The organism is Plantibacter sp. MPB07, from assembly GCF_046619465.1.
In the GTDB taxonomy this organism is placed as follows: domain Bacteria; phylum Actinomycetota; class Actinomycetes; order Actinomycetales; family Microbacteriaceae; genus Plantibacter; species Plantibacter auratus.
In genome coordinates, this window is the sequence record NZ_CP177043.1 from 2,141,288 (window position 1) to 2,158,338 (window position 17,051).

The 17,051-nt window shown below is 66.9% G+C and carries 11 protein-coding genes and 1 other RNA gene; 6 read left to right on the top strand and 6 right to left on the bottom strand.

The genetic code is table 11. The annotated features are described in order from the left end of the window. Positions 1-8 precede the first annotated feature (8 nt). A complete protein-coding gene (locus tag ACLIME_RS09830; protein WP_411556793.1) occupies positions 9-1,367 on the bottom strand; it encodes an O-antigen ligase family protein in 1,359 nt (452 codons plus the stop codon). Between the two features lie 244 nt (positions 1,368-1,611). On the opposite strand from ACLIME_RS09830, the gene ACLIME_RS09835 reads away from it, so the two are divergent. The 5 genes from ACLIME_RS09835 (at position 1,612) to ACLIME_RS09855 (ending at position 8,843) form a co-directional block, all read left to right on the top strand. Next, positions 1,612-2,682 (top strand): glycosyltransferase family 4 protein, encoded by a 1,071-nt coding sequence (locus tag ACLIME_RS09835; RefSeq protein ID WP_411556794.1) that lies wholly within the window; start codon positions 1,612-1,614, stop codon positions 2,680-2,682. Next, complete coding sequence (locus ACLIME_RS09840) at positions 2,679-3,941, top strand: hypothetical protein (protein ID WP_411556795.1); 1,263 nt, start codon at positions 2,679-2,681, stop codon at positions 3,939-3,941. The genes ACLIME_RS09835 and ACLIME_RS09840 overlap by 4 nt, the downstream gene beginning before the upstream one ends. 22 nt (positions 3,942-3,963) lie before the next feature. Then, on the top strand, positions 3,964-5,187 hold the full coding sequence (locus ACLIME_RS09845; RefSeq protein ID WP_411556796.1) for a lipopolysaccharide biosynthesis protein: 1,224 nt from the start codon (positions 3,964-3,966) through the stop codon (positions 5,185-5,187). Positions 5,188-5,296: 109 nt separating this feature from the next. Then, complete coding sequence (locus ACLIME_RS09850) at positions 5,297-6,853, top strand: LPXTG cell wall anchor domain-containing protein (RefSeq protein ID WP_411556797.1); 1,557 nt, start codon at positions 5,297-5,299, stop codon at positions 6,851-6,853. Between the two features lie 223 nt (positions 6,854-7,076). Further along, positions 7,077-8,843: an alkaline phosphatase family protein gene (locus tag ACLIME_RS09855; protein ID WP_411556798.1), complete on the top strand. Its 1,767-nt coding sequence runs from the start codon at positions 7,077-7,079 to the stop codon at positions 8,841-8,843. Between the two features lie 250 nt (positions 8,844-9,093). Here the strand turns inward: ACLIME_RS09855 and ACLIME_RS09860 are convergent, their stop codons facing one another. Then, positions 9,094-9,447, bottom strand: coding sequence for a hypothetical protein (locus ACLIME_RS09860; RefSeq protein ID WP_411556799.1), 354 nt, complete (start codon positions 9,445-9,447; stop codon positions 9,094-9,096). 152 nt (positions 9,448-9,599) lie between these two features. On the opposite strand from ACLIME_RS09860, the gene ACLIME_RS09865 reads away from it, so the two are divergent. After that, on the top strand, positions 9,600-11,198 hold the full coding sequence (locus tag ACLIME_RS09865; RefSeq protein WP_411556800.1) for a DUF222 domain-containing protein: 1,599 nt from the start codon (positions 9,600-9,602) through the stop codon (positions 11,196-11,198). Between the two features lie 551 nt (positions 11,199-11,749). Here ACLIME_RS09865 and ACLIME_RS09870 read toward each other — a convergent pair. The 4 genes from ACLIME_RS09870 to ffs form a co-directional block, all read right to left on the bottom strand. Beyond that, positions 11,750-12,838, bottom strand: coding sequence for a hypothetical protein (locus tag ACLIME_RS09870; RefSeq protein WP_411556801.1), 1,089 nt, complete (start codon positions 12,836-12,838; stop codon positions 11,750-11,752). 443 nt (positions 12,839-13,281) lie between these two features. Further along, on the bottom strand, positions 13,282-14,505 hold the full coding sequence (locus ACLIME_RS09875; protein ID WP_411556802.1) for an acetate/propionate family kinase: 1,224 nt from the start codon (positions 14,503-14,505) through the stop codon (positions 13,282-13,284). 12 nt (positions 14,506-14,517) lie between these two features. Further along, on the bottom strand, positions 14,518-16,686 hold the full coding sequence (gene pta, locus ACLIME_RS09880) for a phosphate acetyltransferase (RefSeq protein ID WP_159879761.1): 2,169 nt from the start codon (positions 16,684-16,686) through the stop codon (positions 14,518-14,520). Positions 16,687-16,893: 207 nt separating this feature from the next. Further along, an RNA gene (gene ffs / locus ACLIME_RS09885) (signal recognition particle sRNA small type) lies at positions 16,894-16,990 on the bottom strand. Positions 16,991-17,051 lie beyond the last annotated feature (61 nt).

A 17,051-nucleotide genomic window follows, 5' to 3' on the forward strand; every position in this document is an offset into this window, starting at 1 on the left:
ACGAGTACCTACCGGATGGCCGCTGGATCGTGACGTTCGCTGTCGCTTCCTACTGCGACGTTCACGGAACCCGCACTCCTCCTGCTTGCTCTGGCAAGGCCCATGAGTATGCCGAATGCCCCCCAGAACAACAGGAAGGGCGTCTTCCCGATAATCGCTGAGTTCACGAACGATGCGGCGCCGAACTGGTAAGCAATGAAGACAACGAGACCGTATGCAAGGAACCGGTAGTCAGCGTCGACGATCTTCCGCACGGCGAATGCCGCAAGGCCAGCGGTCACAATGAGCAACATCCAGGGAATGAAGAGCGCCAATCCACCTTCCACAGCCACGGCGAGATTGGCTCCGTCTGTGATCTGAACGGCGGTAGTTCCCACCACGCTCTGGCTACCGATCCCGACCCCGGTCCAAGGATTTGATCCGAAGCTGTTGAGCGCAAACTGTGTGAATGCGTCGTGACCGGCCGTCGATCCTTGAACAGACTCGTTCTGCCCTCCGAACAGCTCCTTCACGATGAAAGAGTCCGCGATCGCCCGTGAGGTCGTCGAATCTGCGAGGAGAGCCACAACAACAACGCTTCCCAGGAGCGAGAATGCGACCAACCCCGGCACCAGTTTGGAGATGCCCTCTTTGCCAAGCATTCGCAGAAGCGCCAAAAGAGCGATGACGACGGCGCCAGCGATCGCGATGCGCGAGAAGGTCGTCATGAGGGCCACGATCACGACCACGCTTGCCAGGCCACTCCGCCATGTCGGTCTCTGAGCGAATTTGAACGCCCAGAGAGATAGGAACAGAAGCAACACAGCGGAGTAGACGATGGTATTGCCCATGAGGCCGTTCGAGCGGGTGATGTCAGTTCCGAAATAGCTGAAGACACGCGTATCAGAGCTCGCCAGGAGCCAGGTCGGAAGTTGAGCTCGAAGCAGGTATTGCAGGATCCCAAAGACCGAAAACGCCACGCCCAACCGCATGATCATCTCGAGCAGTCGCCGAAGCTCGGCAGTTTCCTCAACACAAGTCGCGATATAGATAGCAAGAAACACGTATAGAGCGTGACTGCGCACCGTTGCCAATTGCTCTGCAAATGGCGCACCACCCTGAAGTAGCAAGGCAGCGTACGCGAGGACCAGCAGTAGCCAGGCGGCCATCCAGATGCTGACGGGCATGCGTCCCTGAGCGACGCCAACACGTACGACGAACGCGCCGAACATGATCACGAGCGCGCCATCGATGAGGAGCGTTGCCAACGCTGGTCCAGGCGACGGGATCAAATTGATGAACCCCGAGAAAAACACGACCCCTAGAACGAAGAGCGCCATGCGGAAGGCCGGGGACGGACGCGCGCTGGCAGTTCGCTCGATCCCCATGGACCGATCCTAACGACAAACGATCGCCCCGCCGGTGGCGTTCGATGCTACGTCGGTGAACATCATGTTTCACGATCGATGGACCGCCTGCGATCTTGCTACGATTCGAGAACTATCGTCAGGATGACCTCGCCGTCAGGTTCGAGCGTGACTCAAGCTCCAGAGCGGTCGACATCGTTCACTTCGAAAGGTCTCCCATGTACCGGCACGGCCTGCGCATGGTCAACCATGAGCGGAGCAGAAGATGAGAATCGCGATCTTCACCCCGGACATCACGTCGAACTCGCTTGGTCGTACCTACTGCCTGTGGCTGCTGATGCGGGCCAACGGCTGGGAGACCGAGGTGTTCGCTCCACGTGGAGGCGAGATCTGGGGTCCGCTGCGCGGTGGAGACTTCGCCGGGAACTGTCGCACGGTCGACGAAGACGATCCCAAACTCCTTGCGGCGGTCGAAGCTGCCGACCTGGTCCTCGCAGTCAAGCCGGTGGAGACGTCTTTCGGGCGCGCAAGACGGCTCGCGCGCACCGCCCAACGCCCACTCCTCCTCGATGTCGACGACCCGGATCTCGAGGCCGCGCTGTCGTGGCGGCGCCCCCTGCGCCGCTTCGCGAAGGGCATCCTGAAGTTCAGCGCCGTGCGCAAGAACACGGAGCTGAAGCGGCTCGCCTTGCAGGCGGACACCATCGTGAGCAATCCGGTCCTCCAAGCCATTTACGGCGGGCCTGTCGTTCCCCATGTTCGCGACGACCGGGGCTTCGGCGCACCGCACACCAGTTCCAAGCCCTCCATTGCCTTCGTCGGAACGAATCGGAAGCACAAGGGCGTCGACATCCTGCGTGAAGCGGTCGCGCACCGTCAGGATCTGGGCATCACGCTCAAGCTCACCGACGACGCGCCTGAGGACGCTCGGCCCTGGGAGCTGTGGGTCGGAATGACCTCCTTCGACGAGGGCCTCGCACTGGTCGAGAACGCGGACATCGTGGTGATCCCGAGCAAAGACGACGGATACGCCCATGGCCAGCTCCCGGCGAAGTTGATGGACGCCATGCTCGCCGGTCGCGCGGTCATCGTGAGCGACATCGAACCCATGACCTGGGCAGTGGGATCCGGCGGCTTGACGGTGGAACCGTCGTCTGTGTCGGCGCTCGCTTCGGCGCTCGGCGAGGTGGCGTCGCCGGACACACGGACGTCGTTGGGGGCGCAGGCGCGGGAACGTGCCCTCGCGTTGTTCACGGTCGAAGCACACCAAGACGCATTTCGGGCGATATGCGAGGGCGCCGTTCGTCGGTTCTCGCAGGAGACGGGTACCAAGTGAACGCTGCTCTCAACCAAGTGCGGACCCTCGCGATGCGTGCCAGACGCAAGACGAAGCGGGATCGGGTCGAGCGGGGCTTCATCGAAGCATCCGCACGGGTGCCGGGAGCCAACGCCTTCGCAGGCCTCAACCCGATGAGCCTCGCCGTCGCATCGGTCCGACCGAGCGATCAGGTCCGGCCCCGTGTCTCGCTGATCGTGCCCGAGATCAAGGCCGAAGCCATCTTCGCCGGGATCCGCACGGCTCTGGAGGTCAGTGTCGGTGTGGCGAACTCGCTCGAGCTGCCACTCCGCATCTTCGCGCTGTGGGATGAGCCCAACCCGCGGGCGTCCGCCAGCATCCGGGAATTCCTGAGGGACGAGTTCGGTCTGTCACGTTGGGCCGAGGTCGAGGTCCTCCACATATCGGCACTCACCGGTCTGGCCGTCAGCGCGGACGAGCTGTGGATCGGCACGCATTGGACCACGGTCCACCCCTTGGACGTCGCTGCTCGACTCAACGTGATCCGACCGGACCGCGTCATCTACCTCGCTCAGGATTACGAGCCTGGCTTCTATCCCTGGTCCACGGAATTCGCCATCGCTCGTGCCACCTACCATGCGGGGTTCCGCATGGTGGTGAACTCCGAACCACTCGCTGCGTACCTCCGGGATGCAGAGCGTCTCGATGTCGATCCAGCGCTGGTGTTCGCACCGAGTCTCGATCTCGGACGCCTCGAGGAATCAGCTGCGAATCGGCGGAAGTCCGCGCAGCCGTCCGTGATGTTCTACGGAAGACCGAACAAGCCTCGCAACCTCTTCGCGATCGGGATCTCCGCCTTGAAGCTCTCCGCCACATCGCCGGCGAACACTGGCGTCTCCTATTCGTCCGTCGGAGAATCGCACGCGACCGTCGCGCTGTCAGGCACCACCACGCTTGCGTCGCGCGGGAAGTTGTCCTGGCAGGCATACTTCGAGCTGCTCTCGAACACGGATGTGATGTTCTCACTGCAGCACAGCCCCCACCCGTCTCACCCACCCCTCGATTCGGTCGTCTCCGGTGGCATCACTGTGACGAACGAGTTGGCCGGCACCAGATCTGCGCTGCATCCGCGACTGCTCACCGCCGAACCTGATCCCACACTCCTCGGACAGCGTCTGAATGACGCCATCGAAATGGCACGATCGAGCGAACCTGCCGGGTTCGACTCCACGTTCATCACGAAACTCGGCGCACCGCTGACCGACGTCGTGAAGCACGCCAGCGCGCTCGTCGCCTGATCAGAATGCGTACCCATATCTGATGAGAAGACTGCGCCAAGCCTCGAACCTCCTCCTCTACCTGCTCATCCCAGGTCTCGGAGCGGCCACTCCGCTGCTGGTCTACCCGGCGTTGACCACCCAGTACGGCAGCACCGGCTTCGCTGCGGTCGCCGTCGCGCAGTCGCTCGGCCTGGCCGGTGCGACCATCTGCGAGCTCGGGTGGAGCGTCCTCGGCCCACAACGGGTTGCGAGAGCACAAACTGCTGAGCGTGCCTCGCTGTATCAGTCAGCATTGGCGACCAAGCTCCTTGCAACGCTGGTCGGCGCTCCTGTCGCAGCGGTCGCTGCCGCAGTCATCGCCACCGACTACAAGCCTGCCGCCGCGGTCCTGGCTGCCGCATCCGTGGCGACCTGCCTCAGCCCGGGTTGGTTCCTCGTAGGCGCGAACCGGCCCCTCGCCATACTGGCGTTCGAAGGCATCCCCCGGTTGCTCATCATGGCGGGGGTGGCCGGACTCCTCCTCGCCGGTGCGCCGTTGCTCGTCTACGGGATCGGCACGCTCGTCGCGGTCATCTTCACCCAGGTGGCGGTCGCGCTTCGGTTCGGTCAGCGAATCGTGCCGCGGCTCTCGGCATTCACGAGCGGTGGGGCAATCATCAAGCAGCAGCTCCCACTCACCGGCGGACGCGCCGTGAGCGTGGTCTACACCTCGCTCCCGATCGCGATCGTCGGTCTCGTCAACCCGTCCGCCGTGGCGGTGTTCGCCGCCGTCGACCGACTCATGCGGATGGCCCTCTCGATCCTCGGCGGCGTTCCCAGCCGCCTGCAGAGCTGGGTCGGTAGCGCTCCCGAGGATGGACGCGTCAAACGAAGCCGACAGTCGCTCCTCATGAATGCTGCTCTCGGTGCCATATCCGGCGTCGGGTTCGCTGTCCTCGTCCCGTTCGTCGCGAACCTGGTCTTCTCGGGAACGATCGACATCGTCTGGCAGGTCGCCGTCCTCGGTGGCGCGATCCTGTTCGCGATCTGTGCCTCGCGAGGGTTCGGACTGTCGCTCGTCGCTGAAGGCCGGGCCAACTGGATCGCCCTGGCGAACGTCCTCGCGGCCATCGCCGGTGTGGCGACCACGTTCGCGCTCACGGGCCCGCTCGGCGCCCCAGGCGCACAGCTCGGAGGCCTCTGCGCGGAGCTCGTCGGTATCGCGGTGCAGGCATTCTGCCTCTTCGTCCTGAAACGACCGCCGCTGCGCGATTCGGTGGTCTAGGACAAACCTCCCCGACCCCACCCCTGCATGCCTGTTTGGGAATCACCTGAATGCTAAGTTGAGGAGCCGACCGAGTCCGGTCGCTGCGAATTTCTTCTGGGGGAACCACATGATCCGCTCTCGTTGGCGCGCGCTGCTCGCCACGCCCGCCCTGCTTGCGCTCGTCGTCGGCGGGTCGGTGCTCACCGCTCCGGCCGCGAACGCCGCGAGCCTGCTGACCGTCACCGCGCCGGCTGATGGCTCGACCGTCGCCTCGCGCACCGTCGAGGTCACCGGTCTCGCACCGGCAGACGCCACGGTCGTCGTGCTCAACGCAGCGCAGACGGAAGAGCTCGGCCGCGGTGCCGTCACCGCCGAAGCCGAGGCCACACAGGGCACCTTCGACATCACGCTCACGCCCTACGACGACAACGACACCGTCGCGCAGTCCATCGTCGTCACCGTCGAAGACGGCTCCGAAGCGGCCGTCCCGGTGAACTTCAACCTCCCGGAAGCACCCGCAGCGCCGGTCGACTCCTTCGACGTCGCCGCTCCGACGAACGGCCAGATCTTCACCGACAGCTACATCACGTTCTCCGGCACCAGCACGGTCGGGGCCGTCATCACCATCCGGGACGCAAGCGGCGAGCGTGTCCCCGGGCAGAGCGACGTGACCGCCTTCGACGGCACGTGGACGACGGACCTCTCCTTCGCCACGTACGACGGCGTGCAGACGCTCACGATCGAAGAGTCGGTCAACAACGCAGTCGTGAACACCATCGAGCGCACCATCACGGTACCCGCGCCGACCTTCACGATCACCTCCCCGAACAACGGTGACGTGTTCACCACCGCCGACATCACCTTCACCGGTACGGGCACTGACGGTGCCATCGTCACCGTCAACGACTCGCTCGGCCGCCCGGTCAACGGCGAGAACAGCGTCACCGTCGTCAACGGCGTGTGGAGCGCCGAGCTGTCCTTCGCCAGCTTCTCCGGCGAGCGTTCCTTCGCGGTGTACGAGACGCTCGGCGACAAGTACCTCGGCGCCATCACCCGCGTCATCACCCTGCCGACGTCTGAGCCGGTGTTCTACGACGCACCGGTCTTCACCAGCCCCACGCAGGGTCAGACCGTGACCCCTGGATTCGTGTACTTCACCGGCACTGCGACTCGTGGGACCGACGTGTACATGGTCGCTGTTCCGCGCGAACTGGTCGAGAACCCGACCGCGCGTTCCTCCCAGACCGACCTCCTGTTGTCGGCGGCCTCCGCCGGAGCACGCGCGGCCGACGTCTCCGCAGCTGCAGCCGAGCCCGTCTACCCGCTCTCCGCCGTGCGCGTCGACAACTCGGGAAACTGGAACATCATGCTCAGCCTCGGCGCCGGTGACTACGTCGCATTCGCCGTGCTCATCGACTCGACCGCTGAGCGCCTCGTTCCCGTCTCGCCGATCTCCGACCCGGTCGAGTTCACGGTGGCCGCCGCTCCCGTCGTCATCGACAATGGAAACGCCACCGGACCGACGAACTCCCCCGCCACTCTGGCGAAAACGGGCGTCGAGTCGCCGTCCCTCATCGGTGCTGCAGGCCTGCTCGCCGCTGCCGGCATCCTGCTGATGCTCGTCCGCACGCGCTCGGTCCGCACGGCTCGCGCCGCAGCGAACACCGCCGCACCGCGCGCCTAGTCACCACCACGACCGCTGCCGGCGGGCTCGCTCCACTCGGAGCAGCCCGCCGGCTTCGTCGTTTACGGGGGTCCCGCACACCGGTGCAGCTCGCCCAGCGCAGCACGGCGAGGCGGGAGCAATCCCCCACTCGCCCCCAGCACGACATCCGTCGCGCGTCTACGCTAGGCAGCACAGCGGCGACCCTCGACCAGGCGTCGCCGCCGATCAGGGGGAGGCTCGAGTGGCACACGACGAGGAACCGCGTCCGGATGCCGGCCAGGAGTCCCAGCCCGAGGCACGTCCCAAACGCCCCGCCTCCCGCCGCGACTTCTTCCGCGCGGCAGGCTTCGGCGTCGCCGGGCTGGCAGCGGGCGGAGCGGTCGCCGGCGGGATCGCAGCCGCCACCGCTGCCAACCCGCAGGAGGACTACGGCTTCACACCACTCCCCAAGCGCAGCGAACCGGGCTTCGACCACGTCGTCGTCGTGATGTTCGAGAACCGCTCCTTCGACCACATGCTCGGGTGGCTCTACCCAGCGGGTGGTGAACCGGCCGGCCAGACCTTCGACGGCCTCGCCCAGGGCGAGTACAGCAACCCCGGCGAGTCCGGCGAGGCCGTCCCCGCCCACGTCTACACGGGTCCCACCGACCAGATCATGGCGCAACCCGACCCGGACCCCGGCGAGTTCTACCCACACGTCAACACGCAGCTCTTCGGCACCATCGACCCCGAGAGCAACGGCGACCTCCGCAATCCGCTGCAGCCACCGTGGAACCTCCCGGCCGACACCTCTTCGCCCAAGAACGACGGCTTCGTCAAGGACTACATCGTCAACTCGACGCTCGCCCGCGGACGCAAGCCGACGCCCGAGGAGTACTCCACCGTGATGGGAGGCTTCTCCCCCGAGATGCTGCCCGTACTGTCCACGCTCGCCAAGAACTTCGGCGTCTACGACCACTGGTACGCAGCGGTCCCCTCCCAGACCTTCTGCAACCGCTCCTTCTTCCACGCGAGCACCTCCCACGGTTACGTCACCAACATCGAGGGCGACGGGATCGGCAAGTGGCTGAGCGCACCGGCCGTCCCCACCGTGTTCAACCGGCTCGAGGAGGCCGGCAAGACCTGGCGGGTCTACTACGACGCCCAACAGGTCGTCTCCCTCACCGGTCTCCTGAGCGCACCGTCGATCGAGCGATTCTGGAAGAGCAACTTCCGCAGCATGGAGCAGTTCCACGAGGACGCAGCGAACGGCGACCTGCCCGACTACGCCTTCGTCGAACCACGCATGGTGTTCGACCACAACGACATGCACCCGCCGGTCGTCCGTCCCGACAACCCGGGCCGGGACGACGTCGACCCGGAGCTCGACTCCGCCTACTCCGACATGCGCGCCGGCGAGCAACTCCTCGGCGAGGTCTACACGGCGATCAAGCACGGGGCGTCGACCACCGGCTCGAATGCGATGAACACGGTCATGCTCGTCACCTTCGACGAACACGGCGGCATCTACGACCACGTCGCACCACCTGAGGCGACCCCGCCGTCGGGCGAGCCGGAGGCGGGCGAGATGGGCTTCACCTTCGACCGCCTCGGCCTGCGGGTGCCGGCCATCGTGATCTCCGCGTACACGAAGGCCGGCAGCGTCATCAACGAAGCGATGCATCACGGCTCACTCATGAAGACCCTCGCCGAACTGCACGGACTCGACCCGCTGACCGAACGCGACCGCACCGCCACGAGCATCTTCAACGCCGTAAACCTCACCTCACCGAGGCAACCGGTGCTGTGGCCGACGGTGACGCCCGCCTACGTGCCGCCGAACCCCGAGGCGAACGCCCGCGCCGACAAGGACAAGGACCGCAAGCGACCGCTCACGCCGCCGGCCCTCGGACTCATCGGGATCCTCCTCGCGAAGTACGAACCGGGAGCTCCGCTACCGGACAACTACGCCGACGCCTACGAGGTGCTGACGAAGCACGGTGAAGGCCTGTTCGGCACGCGGGACTGAGCGGGCGGGGCTGCCCTTCGACAAGCTCAGGGACCGAACCGGATCGAGACGGATGCGAACGCTCCGTTCCTCTCCGCACCGCTCCCGTCCCCGAGCGCCTTCCCGGTCCCCGAGCGCCCCACCCGATCCCTGCGCACCCACCCAGTCCCGGCGCACCCTTCCCGGTCCCCGAGCACCCCACTCGGTCTCTGAGTACCTTTCCCGGTCCCTGAGCTTGTCGAAGGGCGGCGACCCCCGTCGAGGTGCGACCTCAGAACTCGACGTCCGCCACCAGCGGGAACTCGGTGATCGGCTCATCGCCCCACGGGGCGAGTTCCAGGTACGTCGGACGGTCACCCTCGATATAGAGGAGCAGGCTCGCGGTCGAGGTACTCGCTTCGAGGACGGTCTGTCGCGCCATGGTGGGCTGGTCGTCGCTCTCAGGGACAAGGTCGATCGAGGGACAGGTGCCGCAACCGCACGTCCCGTGGACCGAGACGTCTGCGAGCTGTCCCGCCCATCGTTCCCGATCGGAGGCGGTGACGGCCCGGTCGACACCGTGCTCCGTACCACGGGCGACCATGGCGACCAGGAGGTCGCGCTCGCGGACGGAGAGGGGGCGCATCTGGCGAGTGTACGCGAGCCACACGAGAAGTCCCTCGCCGCTCGCAGAGCCCGGCGAGGCATCCGCACGCAACAGACGTTGGCTAAATACCCCAGATCAGCAGAGGAATCGGTCGGCGTTCGAATGTCAGTGGCTCATGTTTGGATGGTCCCATGTCCAGCAGCCCACGCGTTCCCCTCGGTCCGGTCTCCACCGACCCCTTGGGCACGCTGAGCGAGACGGTGTCCGAGCTCCTCCGCACCTGGTCGGGCGCGCTCGACCCGATCCGGCCAGGCGACGACGCCATCGAGCAGCTCGCCGGCATGAACGACGCGGGCGTGGTCCGCGTCCTCGACCAGCTGGGTGCCGTGCAGCACGTGGTCGAGGTCCTGGCCGCGCGCATCATGGGCTCGGTGTCGGAGCGTTCACGAGGCGGCATCGTCGGCCACGACCCGTTGGCCCGCAGCCACGGGTATGCGACGCCGGCCGTCATGCTCTCGGAGCGGTGGCGCATCGCTCGCGGACGCGCCGCCACGATCACCTCGGTCGCCCAGGCGATCACCCCCAAGCGCGCCCTCACCGGTGACGTCATCGAGTGCGACCGCCCCGAGATCGCCGCCGCCATCGAACCCCGGCTCGCCACTGACGCCCCCTGCGTGCCGCTGTCCGAGGGCGACAACCCGACGTGCACGGTCGACCACGACGAGGCGACCACCCCATCCGGCTTCGTCCGGTCCGCGCTCAGCGTCGAGGGCGCGGGCATCCTGCTGCGCGAGCTGCGGTTGGTGGGCTCCGGTGTCGACGACGAACGCATCCACCGTGCCGTCAGCGCCGGCATCGAGCACTGCGACGGTGCGCCGCTCGCCGAGGTCAGCAGCCTCGCCAAGCTCGTCCGCACCAGCCTCGACCAAGACGGCCCTGTGCCACGGGAGATCGCGCTCCGGAAGCAGCAGCGCTGCACCCTCCGCGAACTCCCCGACGGCATGACCGAGCTCCGCGCCTTCCTCGCGCCCGAGGCGGCGGGATGGGTCCGCGCGACGATGGACGCCGTCGTCGGCAAGCAGCTGCGACAGGTCCGGTTCATCGATCCCTCCGATGAAACGGCCGCGGCGGCAGCAACCAGCAGTGAGCTGCCCTCCGCGGATCCCCTCGACGACGCCTACGTTCCGGCCGCAGAGATGCCAGACACCCGCACGATGGACGAACGCCGGGTGGAAGCCCTCGTGAGGGTATTCCGTCACGCCGCAGGTTGCGAGTCGGCGGTCATGGAACTCGCGCCCGTCTCCCTCATCATCCGCATGGACGAACCCGATCTGGCCGACGACGGCCAGTGGTCCGACGGCAAGGCCTACATCGACGGCGTCTCCGAACCGATCTCCGCCGGCACCGCACGGTGCATGGCGGCCGATGGCCGGATCATCCCGATGGTGCTCGGCGGCCCGTCCCAGGTGCTCGACCTCGGAGTCGGCACACGGTTGTTCACCAAAGGGCAGAAGATGGCCCTCGCCGAGCGTGATGGCGGCTGCGCCTGGACCGGCTGTACCCATCCACCGTCGTATACCGAGGCTCATCACCTCGTCTGGTGGTCACGAGGCGGGCCGACCGACCTGTCCAACGGCATCCTGCTCTGCAGCTTCCATCACCATCGCATCCACAACGACGGATGGGAGGTCATCGTGCGCGACCACGTGCCCTGGTTCATCCCGCCCGCGCATATCGATCCGCATCGCATTCCACGCCGCGGCGGCAAGCCGAGGTTGCGCGCTGCCTGACAACACCATCGCACTCCGGGGGCGGACCCGGGCGTCGATTCCGACCCAAACCGGTCTGCGGAGTGCTCCGAAGTATGTGTCCCGGTCATTTTCGTTACCCGAACGCGCAAATGGCCGGCGCGCATGGCCTGGGCCAAGCGGTCCCGGCACGTGCGACCGGGCGGAGTGCAGCAATGGGGCTGCCGCTCCGCCTTCCTCCCCCGCGGAGCACGAACCGGGTTCGACAGGCTCAGGGGCCGGAGACCCGGTCATTGAGCCTGTCGAAATGCACCACGGACGACCCTTCGACAAGCTCAGGGACCGAGGGAGCGCTCAGGGACCGAGGGAGCGCTCAGGGACCGGGGGAAGCACTCAGGGGACCGAGGGGAAGTGATCCGGAACGGAGACCCGGTCATTGAGCCTGTCGAAATGCACACGAGAAACCTCTCCCTTCGACAAGCTCAGGGAACGGGGGCTATCGGTCACTGAGCCTGTCGACGTGTCAGCACCCCTACGACAGCACGAAGCCCCGCCCTCGACCGGAGTCGGAGACGGGGCTTCGCAGGGTGAGACTAGGCCGTGACCTGCGCGCCCTTGCGGCGAGCAGTGGCGAACAGCATGCCGGCAGCACCGAGGAGGAGCAGCGCGGCAGCGCCACCGACGAGGACACCCGAGTCCGAGCCGGTGTCAGCCAGCGTCGGGACGGCCGGTGCGCCAGCGGCGACCGGGTCGGCGATGACGGCGATGGAGTCAGCGCGGGCGTTGCCAGCGGTGTCGGTCACGGTGAACGTGTAGGTGCCGACCTGGATACCCTCGCCCTGCAGGGTGAGGCCCGAAGCTGCGAAACCACCGGTCTCGTCAGCGATGACCGTGTTGGCGCCGTCGGCGGAGCCGAAGATCTCACCGTTCGGGTCGGTCACGGCGAACGACAGGGTGTCGCCCGGGGTGAAGCCCGTGACGGTCACGCTGAAGCCGGCGCCGCCGGGGCGGACGTCGGAGAAGTAGATCGTGTCGGGGTCGACGAGGACCTTCGGGTCGAAGACCGGAGCGACGACCGGAGCGGCGAAGTTGTACGTGTCAGCACCGAAGGTCACCGACTGCAGCGTGTCGACCGTGCCGGCGTTGGCGAAGACACCGAACGCGAGCAGGTTGAAGTCGCCGAGCGCTTCGCTGAGCTCTGCAGGCGTGTAGGTCGCGTCGGTCGCGAGACCCGGAACGTTCTGACTGACGACCCAGTCGCCACCGAGGTTCTCGACGCCCGGCGCCACAGGACGCAGCGTTGTGAAGGTGTCGGAAGTGCCGTCGGCGAAAACGGGGATCTGGAAGTACAGGTCGTCTTCGACAGACGCGTAGCTGATGCTCGCCGCTGCCTCGAGGAAGCCGCCAGCAGCGACCGGGACACCGCCGTCGTTGTTGAAGCCGTAGATGATCTGCGAGTCACCGGTCATGGTGAGACCGGCGTCGCTCAGGACGGCCGGGGCACCAGGCGTGGCGACACCCTCGTGCCAGCCGGCGTAGTTCGTCTCATCCGGAGCGATTTGATCTGCGGTGACCTGGATCTCAGCTGCGGACGCGGGTCCGGCGATGAGGAGGGTGGATCCGGCGACAACTGCGAGGCCGGTGGCGAGAGCCGCAGTGCGGCGTGACGTCTTCAAATTCACTGAGGTGAGTACTTTCGTCTAGGGGTCCGACAGGCGCGACGTACCTGTTGGTTTTCTGAGACTAAGCGGATTCTCAGGGAAAGTTAATAGGGGGAACCACTGATTCTTTTGTCCTCCGCACAGGGGACATCGGCGCAGAAGTCGCCCGTGGTGCCCTTCGACAAGCTCAGGGGCCGGGGGTGCTCGCTGACCGGAGGAGGTGCTCGCTGGCCGGAGAGGCACCAGGGACGCCTTCGGTCACTGAGCTTGTCGAAGTGCGCTCAGGGACCGGAGGGGGTGCTCGCTGACCGGAGAGGCACCAGGGACGCCTTCGGTCACTGAGCCTGTCGAAGTGCGCTCAGGGACCGGAGGGGGTGCTCGCTGACCGGAGAGGCACCAGGGACGCCTTCGGTCACTGAGCCTGTCGAAGTGCGCTCAGGGACCGAAAGGTCGGCGACTCGCAGCTACGCCAGGGCGGCGATCGTCTGGCGGGCGATCTCGAGTTCCTCGTTCGTGGGAACGACGAGGACGGTCACCGGGGAGTCGTCCGTCGAGATCACCCGGATGCCACGCGCACGCTCGGCGTTACGATCCTCGTCGAGGATGATGCCGAGTCCCTCGAGGCCCTGCACCGCACCGGCACGGATCAGCGGCGCGTTCTCGCCGACGCCCGCCGTGAACACGACCACGTCGAGACCGCCGAGGACCGCGAGGTACGCCCCGAGGTAGTGCCGCAGGCGATGGACGGTCACGTCGAGTGCGAGCTGCGCCGCTTCGTCACCCTTCGACGCGGACTCGGTCACGTCGCGCATGTCTCCGGTACCCGACAGCCCCAGCAGACCACTGCGGCGGTTGAGCAACGTGTCGAGCTCGTCGAACCCGAGCCCAGCCTTGCGATGCAGGTGGAACAGCACCGCGGGGTCGAGGTCGCCGGAGCGCGTGCCCATGACGAGTCCTTCGAGCGGCGTCATGCCCATCGAGGTGTCGACCGAGCGGCCACCGTCGATCGCGCACGCCGACGCACCGTTGCCGAGGTGGAAGACGATCTGCTTCAGCTCACCGAGCGGGCGGTCGAGGAAGGCCGCAGCCGCCTCCGACACGAACTTGTGCGAGGTGCCGTGGAAGCCGTACCGACGGACGCGGTGCTTCGCGGCGAGCTCCGCGTCGATCGCGTAGGTGTACGCCGCGGCCGGGATGGTCTGGTGGAACGCCGTGTCGAACACCGCCACGTGCGGGACGTCGGGGAACGCGACCTGCGCCGCGTTGATGCCCTGCAGGTTCGCCGGGTTGTGCAGCGGCGCCAGCTCGGAGATGTCCTCGATGTTGATCTTCACGAGGTCCGTGACCACGGTCGGCTCGAAGAAGCGCTTCCCACCGTGCACCACCCGGTGGCCGACCGCGATCGGCGCGTGCTCGTCGAGTGACGGCCCGTGCTCGGCGAACGCATCGAGCATGACCCGGAACCCCGCCGTGTGGTCGGGGATCTCACGCTCGATGACCCAGCGCTCCTCGATGGGCGGCGTCGTCGCACCCGCGGCGTCCGGGAGGTAGGACCGGTGCTCGGCGGCACCCGTCGCGTCGCCAATGCGTTCGACGAGCCCGCTGGCGAGCGTCCGCTCCGTCTCGACATCGATGAGCTGGTATTTGAACGACGAGGAACCGGAGTTCACCACGAGGACGGTGGGCATGTGTGTCTGGACCTATTCCTGTTCCTGCGCCTGGATGGCGGTGATCGCGACGGTGTTGACGATGTCCTGCACGAGCGCGCCGCGCGACAGGTCGTTGATCGGCTTGTTGAGCCCCTGCAGCACCGGACCGATCGCGACGGCACCCGCGGAACGCTGCACCGCCTTGTACGTGTTGTTGCCGGTGTTGAGGTCGGGGAAGATGAACACGGTCGCGCGGCCGGCCACCTGCGAGTCGGGCATCTTCGTCGCGGCGACCGCGGCATCGGCAGCGGCGTCGTACTGGATCGGACCCTCGACGAGGAGGTCGGGCCGACGCTCGCGCACCTGCCGGGTCGCTGAGCGGACCTTCTCGACGTCGGCGCCCGCGCCGGAGTCACCGGTGGAGTACGACAGCATCGCGATGCGCTGCTCGATCCCGAACTGCTCCGCCGTCTCGGCCGAGGAGATCGCGATGTCGGCGAGCTGGGCGTCGGTCGGGTCGGGGTTCACCGCGCAGTCGCCGTAGACGAGCACGCGGTCGGCGAGCGCCATGAGGAACACGCTCGACACCACGGAGACACCGGGCTTCGTCTTGATGATCTCGAACGACGGCCGGATGGTGTGCGCCGTCGTGTGGGCGGCGCCCGAGACCATGCCGTCGGCGAGCCCGAGGTGCACCATCATCGTGCCGAAGTAGGAGACGTCGGTGACGGCGTCGCTCGCCATGTCGATCGTGACACCCTTGTGGGCCCGCAACCTGGCGTACTCCTCCGCGAACTTCAGGCGCAGCACCGCGTCGAAGGGGCTGACGATGGTCGCCTTGCTGAGGTCGATGCCGAGCTCGATGGCCCGCGAGCGCACCTCGATCTCCTCACCGAGGATGGTGAGGTCGGCGACCTCGCGAGCGAGCAGGGTGCCGGCCGCGCGGAGGATGCGGTCGTCGTCGCCCTCCGGCAGGACGATGTGCTTGCGGTTCGACCGCGCACGCTCCAGCAGGCCGTACTCGAACATGAGTGGCGTGACGACGTCGGCGCGCGCCACGTTGAGCAGCTCGAGCAGGAGCGGTGCGTCGACGTTCTGCTCGAACAGCGCGAGAGCGGTGTCGTACTTGCGCTGCGAGTCGGCGGCGAGACGGCCACGGGTGTTCATGACGCGGACCGCGGTGTCGTAGGTGCCGAGGTCGGTGCTGACGATCGGCGGGATCTCGCCGAGACCGGAGATGAGCTCCTCCACGACCTCGGGCAGCGGGAACCCACCGTTGAGCACGATGCCCGCGATGGACGGGAACGTGCCGGAAGCGTTGGCCATCAGCGCGGCGAGCAGCACTTCGGTGCGGTCTGCCGGGATCACGATGACGGATCCCTCGGTGATGCGCGGGAGCACGTTCACCATGGACATGCCCGCCACGACGACGCCGAGCGCCTCGCGCGTGAGCAGCTCCTCGCTGCCCTTCACGAGGGTGCCGTCGACGGCCTCGAGGATGCTGTCCATGGTCGGGGCGATGAGGAAGGTGTCTTCAGGGATGGCCCAGACGGGCACCATCGCTGCACCGGCGGCGTGGCCGGCCGGGGCGACGACGGAACCGTTCGCGGAGCCGTTCGGGTGGATGGCGTCGCTGATCGCGGCGGTGATCTCGAGGAGATTGTCGGGATCGGCGCGGTTCGCGACAACGGCGAGCAACTGGGCGTGGGCATCGGCGAGCTCACCAAGGGCGAGTTCGGCGATGTTGCGCATGTCGTCAGGTGTGCGGGCGACGGACTGGCCGAGCTGCTCCCCCGCACCCTGACCTGCGCGGCCGCCGAGCACGAGGAGGACGGGCGCACCGAGGTTGGTGGCGATCCGCGCGTTGTAGCCGAGCTCCGTCGGGCTGCCGACGTCGGTGTAGTCGGAGCCGAGGATCACGACCGCGTCGCACTGCGCCTCGATGTGCTTGTACCGCTGGACGATGCGCGAGAGCGCCGCCTCGGGATCGGTGTGCACGTCGTCGTAGCTGACGCCGATGCAGTCCTCGTAGGCGAGGTCGACGCCGTCGTGCTCGAGCAGCAGCTGCAGCACGTAGTCGGGTTTCGTCGTGGACCGTGCGATGGGGCGGAACACCCCGATCCGCTCGATCTGATGGCTCAGGGTGTCGAGGACCCCGAGGGCCACCGTCGACTTCCCGGAGTGTCCTTCGGCAGAGATGATGTAAATGCTTCGCGCCACGGTTTCCAGCCTACGGGGGCGGGCTCGGCGGGGGCTGGGTAAGCGCACAATGTCGTGGCGCTCTGGCGGACGGGCGCGAGCGCAGGAGATCGGCGCGAGAGCAGGAGGAAGCGGCGCCGGATGTCCTGCTGTGGGGCGAATGTCCTGCTGCGGTGCGGGCGGCCTGATCGTGCCGGGCCGGAGACGGCACCGCAGGCACCGCGGGCACGAAAAGACTCCCCGCGCACCCGCCAGAGCCCGGTTACCCTTGCTGCGTTTCCGCCCTGGGGGAGTTGGCCTGGATGGCGCCACGCGGGGAGCCGTCACCTAGTGTACCCGAGCCGCGACCGGGTTGCGTACGCCCCGGTTGAGGCGTTGACTGGCGG

Coding starts and splice junctions, on each gene's coding strand:
- ACLIME_RS09830 (WP_411556793.1), bottom strand. CDS start 1,367: ATGGGGATCGAGCGAACTGCCAGCGCGCGTCCGTCCCCGGCCTTCCGC.
- ACLIME_RS09860 (WP_411556799.1), bottom strand. CDS start 9,447: ATGCGCCCCCTCTCCGTCCGCGAGCGCGACCTCCTGGTCGCCATGGTC.
- ACLIME_RS09845 (WP_411556796.1), top strand. CDS start 3,964: ATGAGAAGACTGCGCCAAGCCTCGAACCTCCTCCTCTACCTGCTCATC.
- ACLIME_RS09865 (WP_411556800.1), top strand. CDS start 9,600: ATGTCCAGCAGCCCACGCGTTCCCCTCGGTCCGGTCTCCACCGACCCC.
- ACLIME_RS09875 (WP_411556802.1), bottom strand. CDS start 14,505: ATGCCCACCGTCCTCGTGGTGAACTCCGGTTCCTCGTCGTTCAAATAC.
- ACLIME_RS09850 (WP_411556797.1), top strand. CDS start 5,297: ATGATCCGCTCTCGTTGGCGCGCGCTGCTCGCCACGCCCGCCCTGCTT.
- ACLIME_RS09835 (WP_411556794.1), top strand. CDS start 1,612: ATGAGAATCGCGATCTTCACCCCGGACATCACGTCGAACTCGCTTGGT.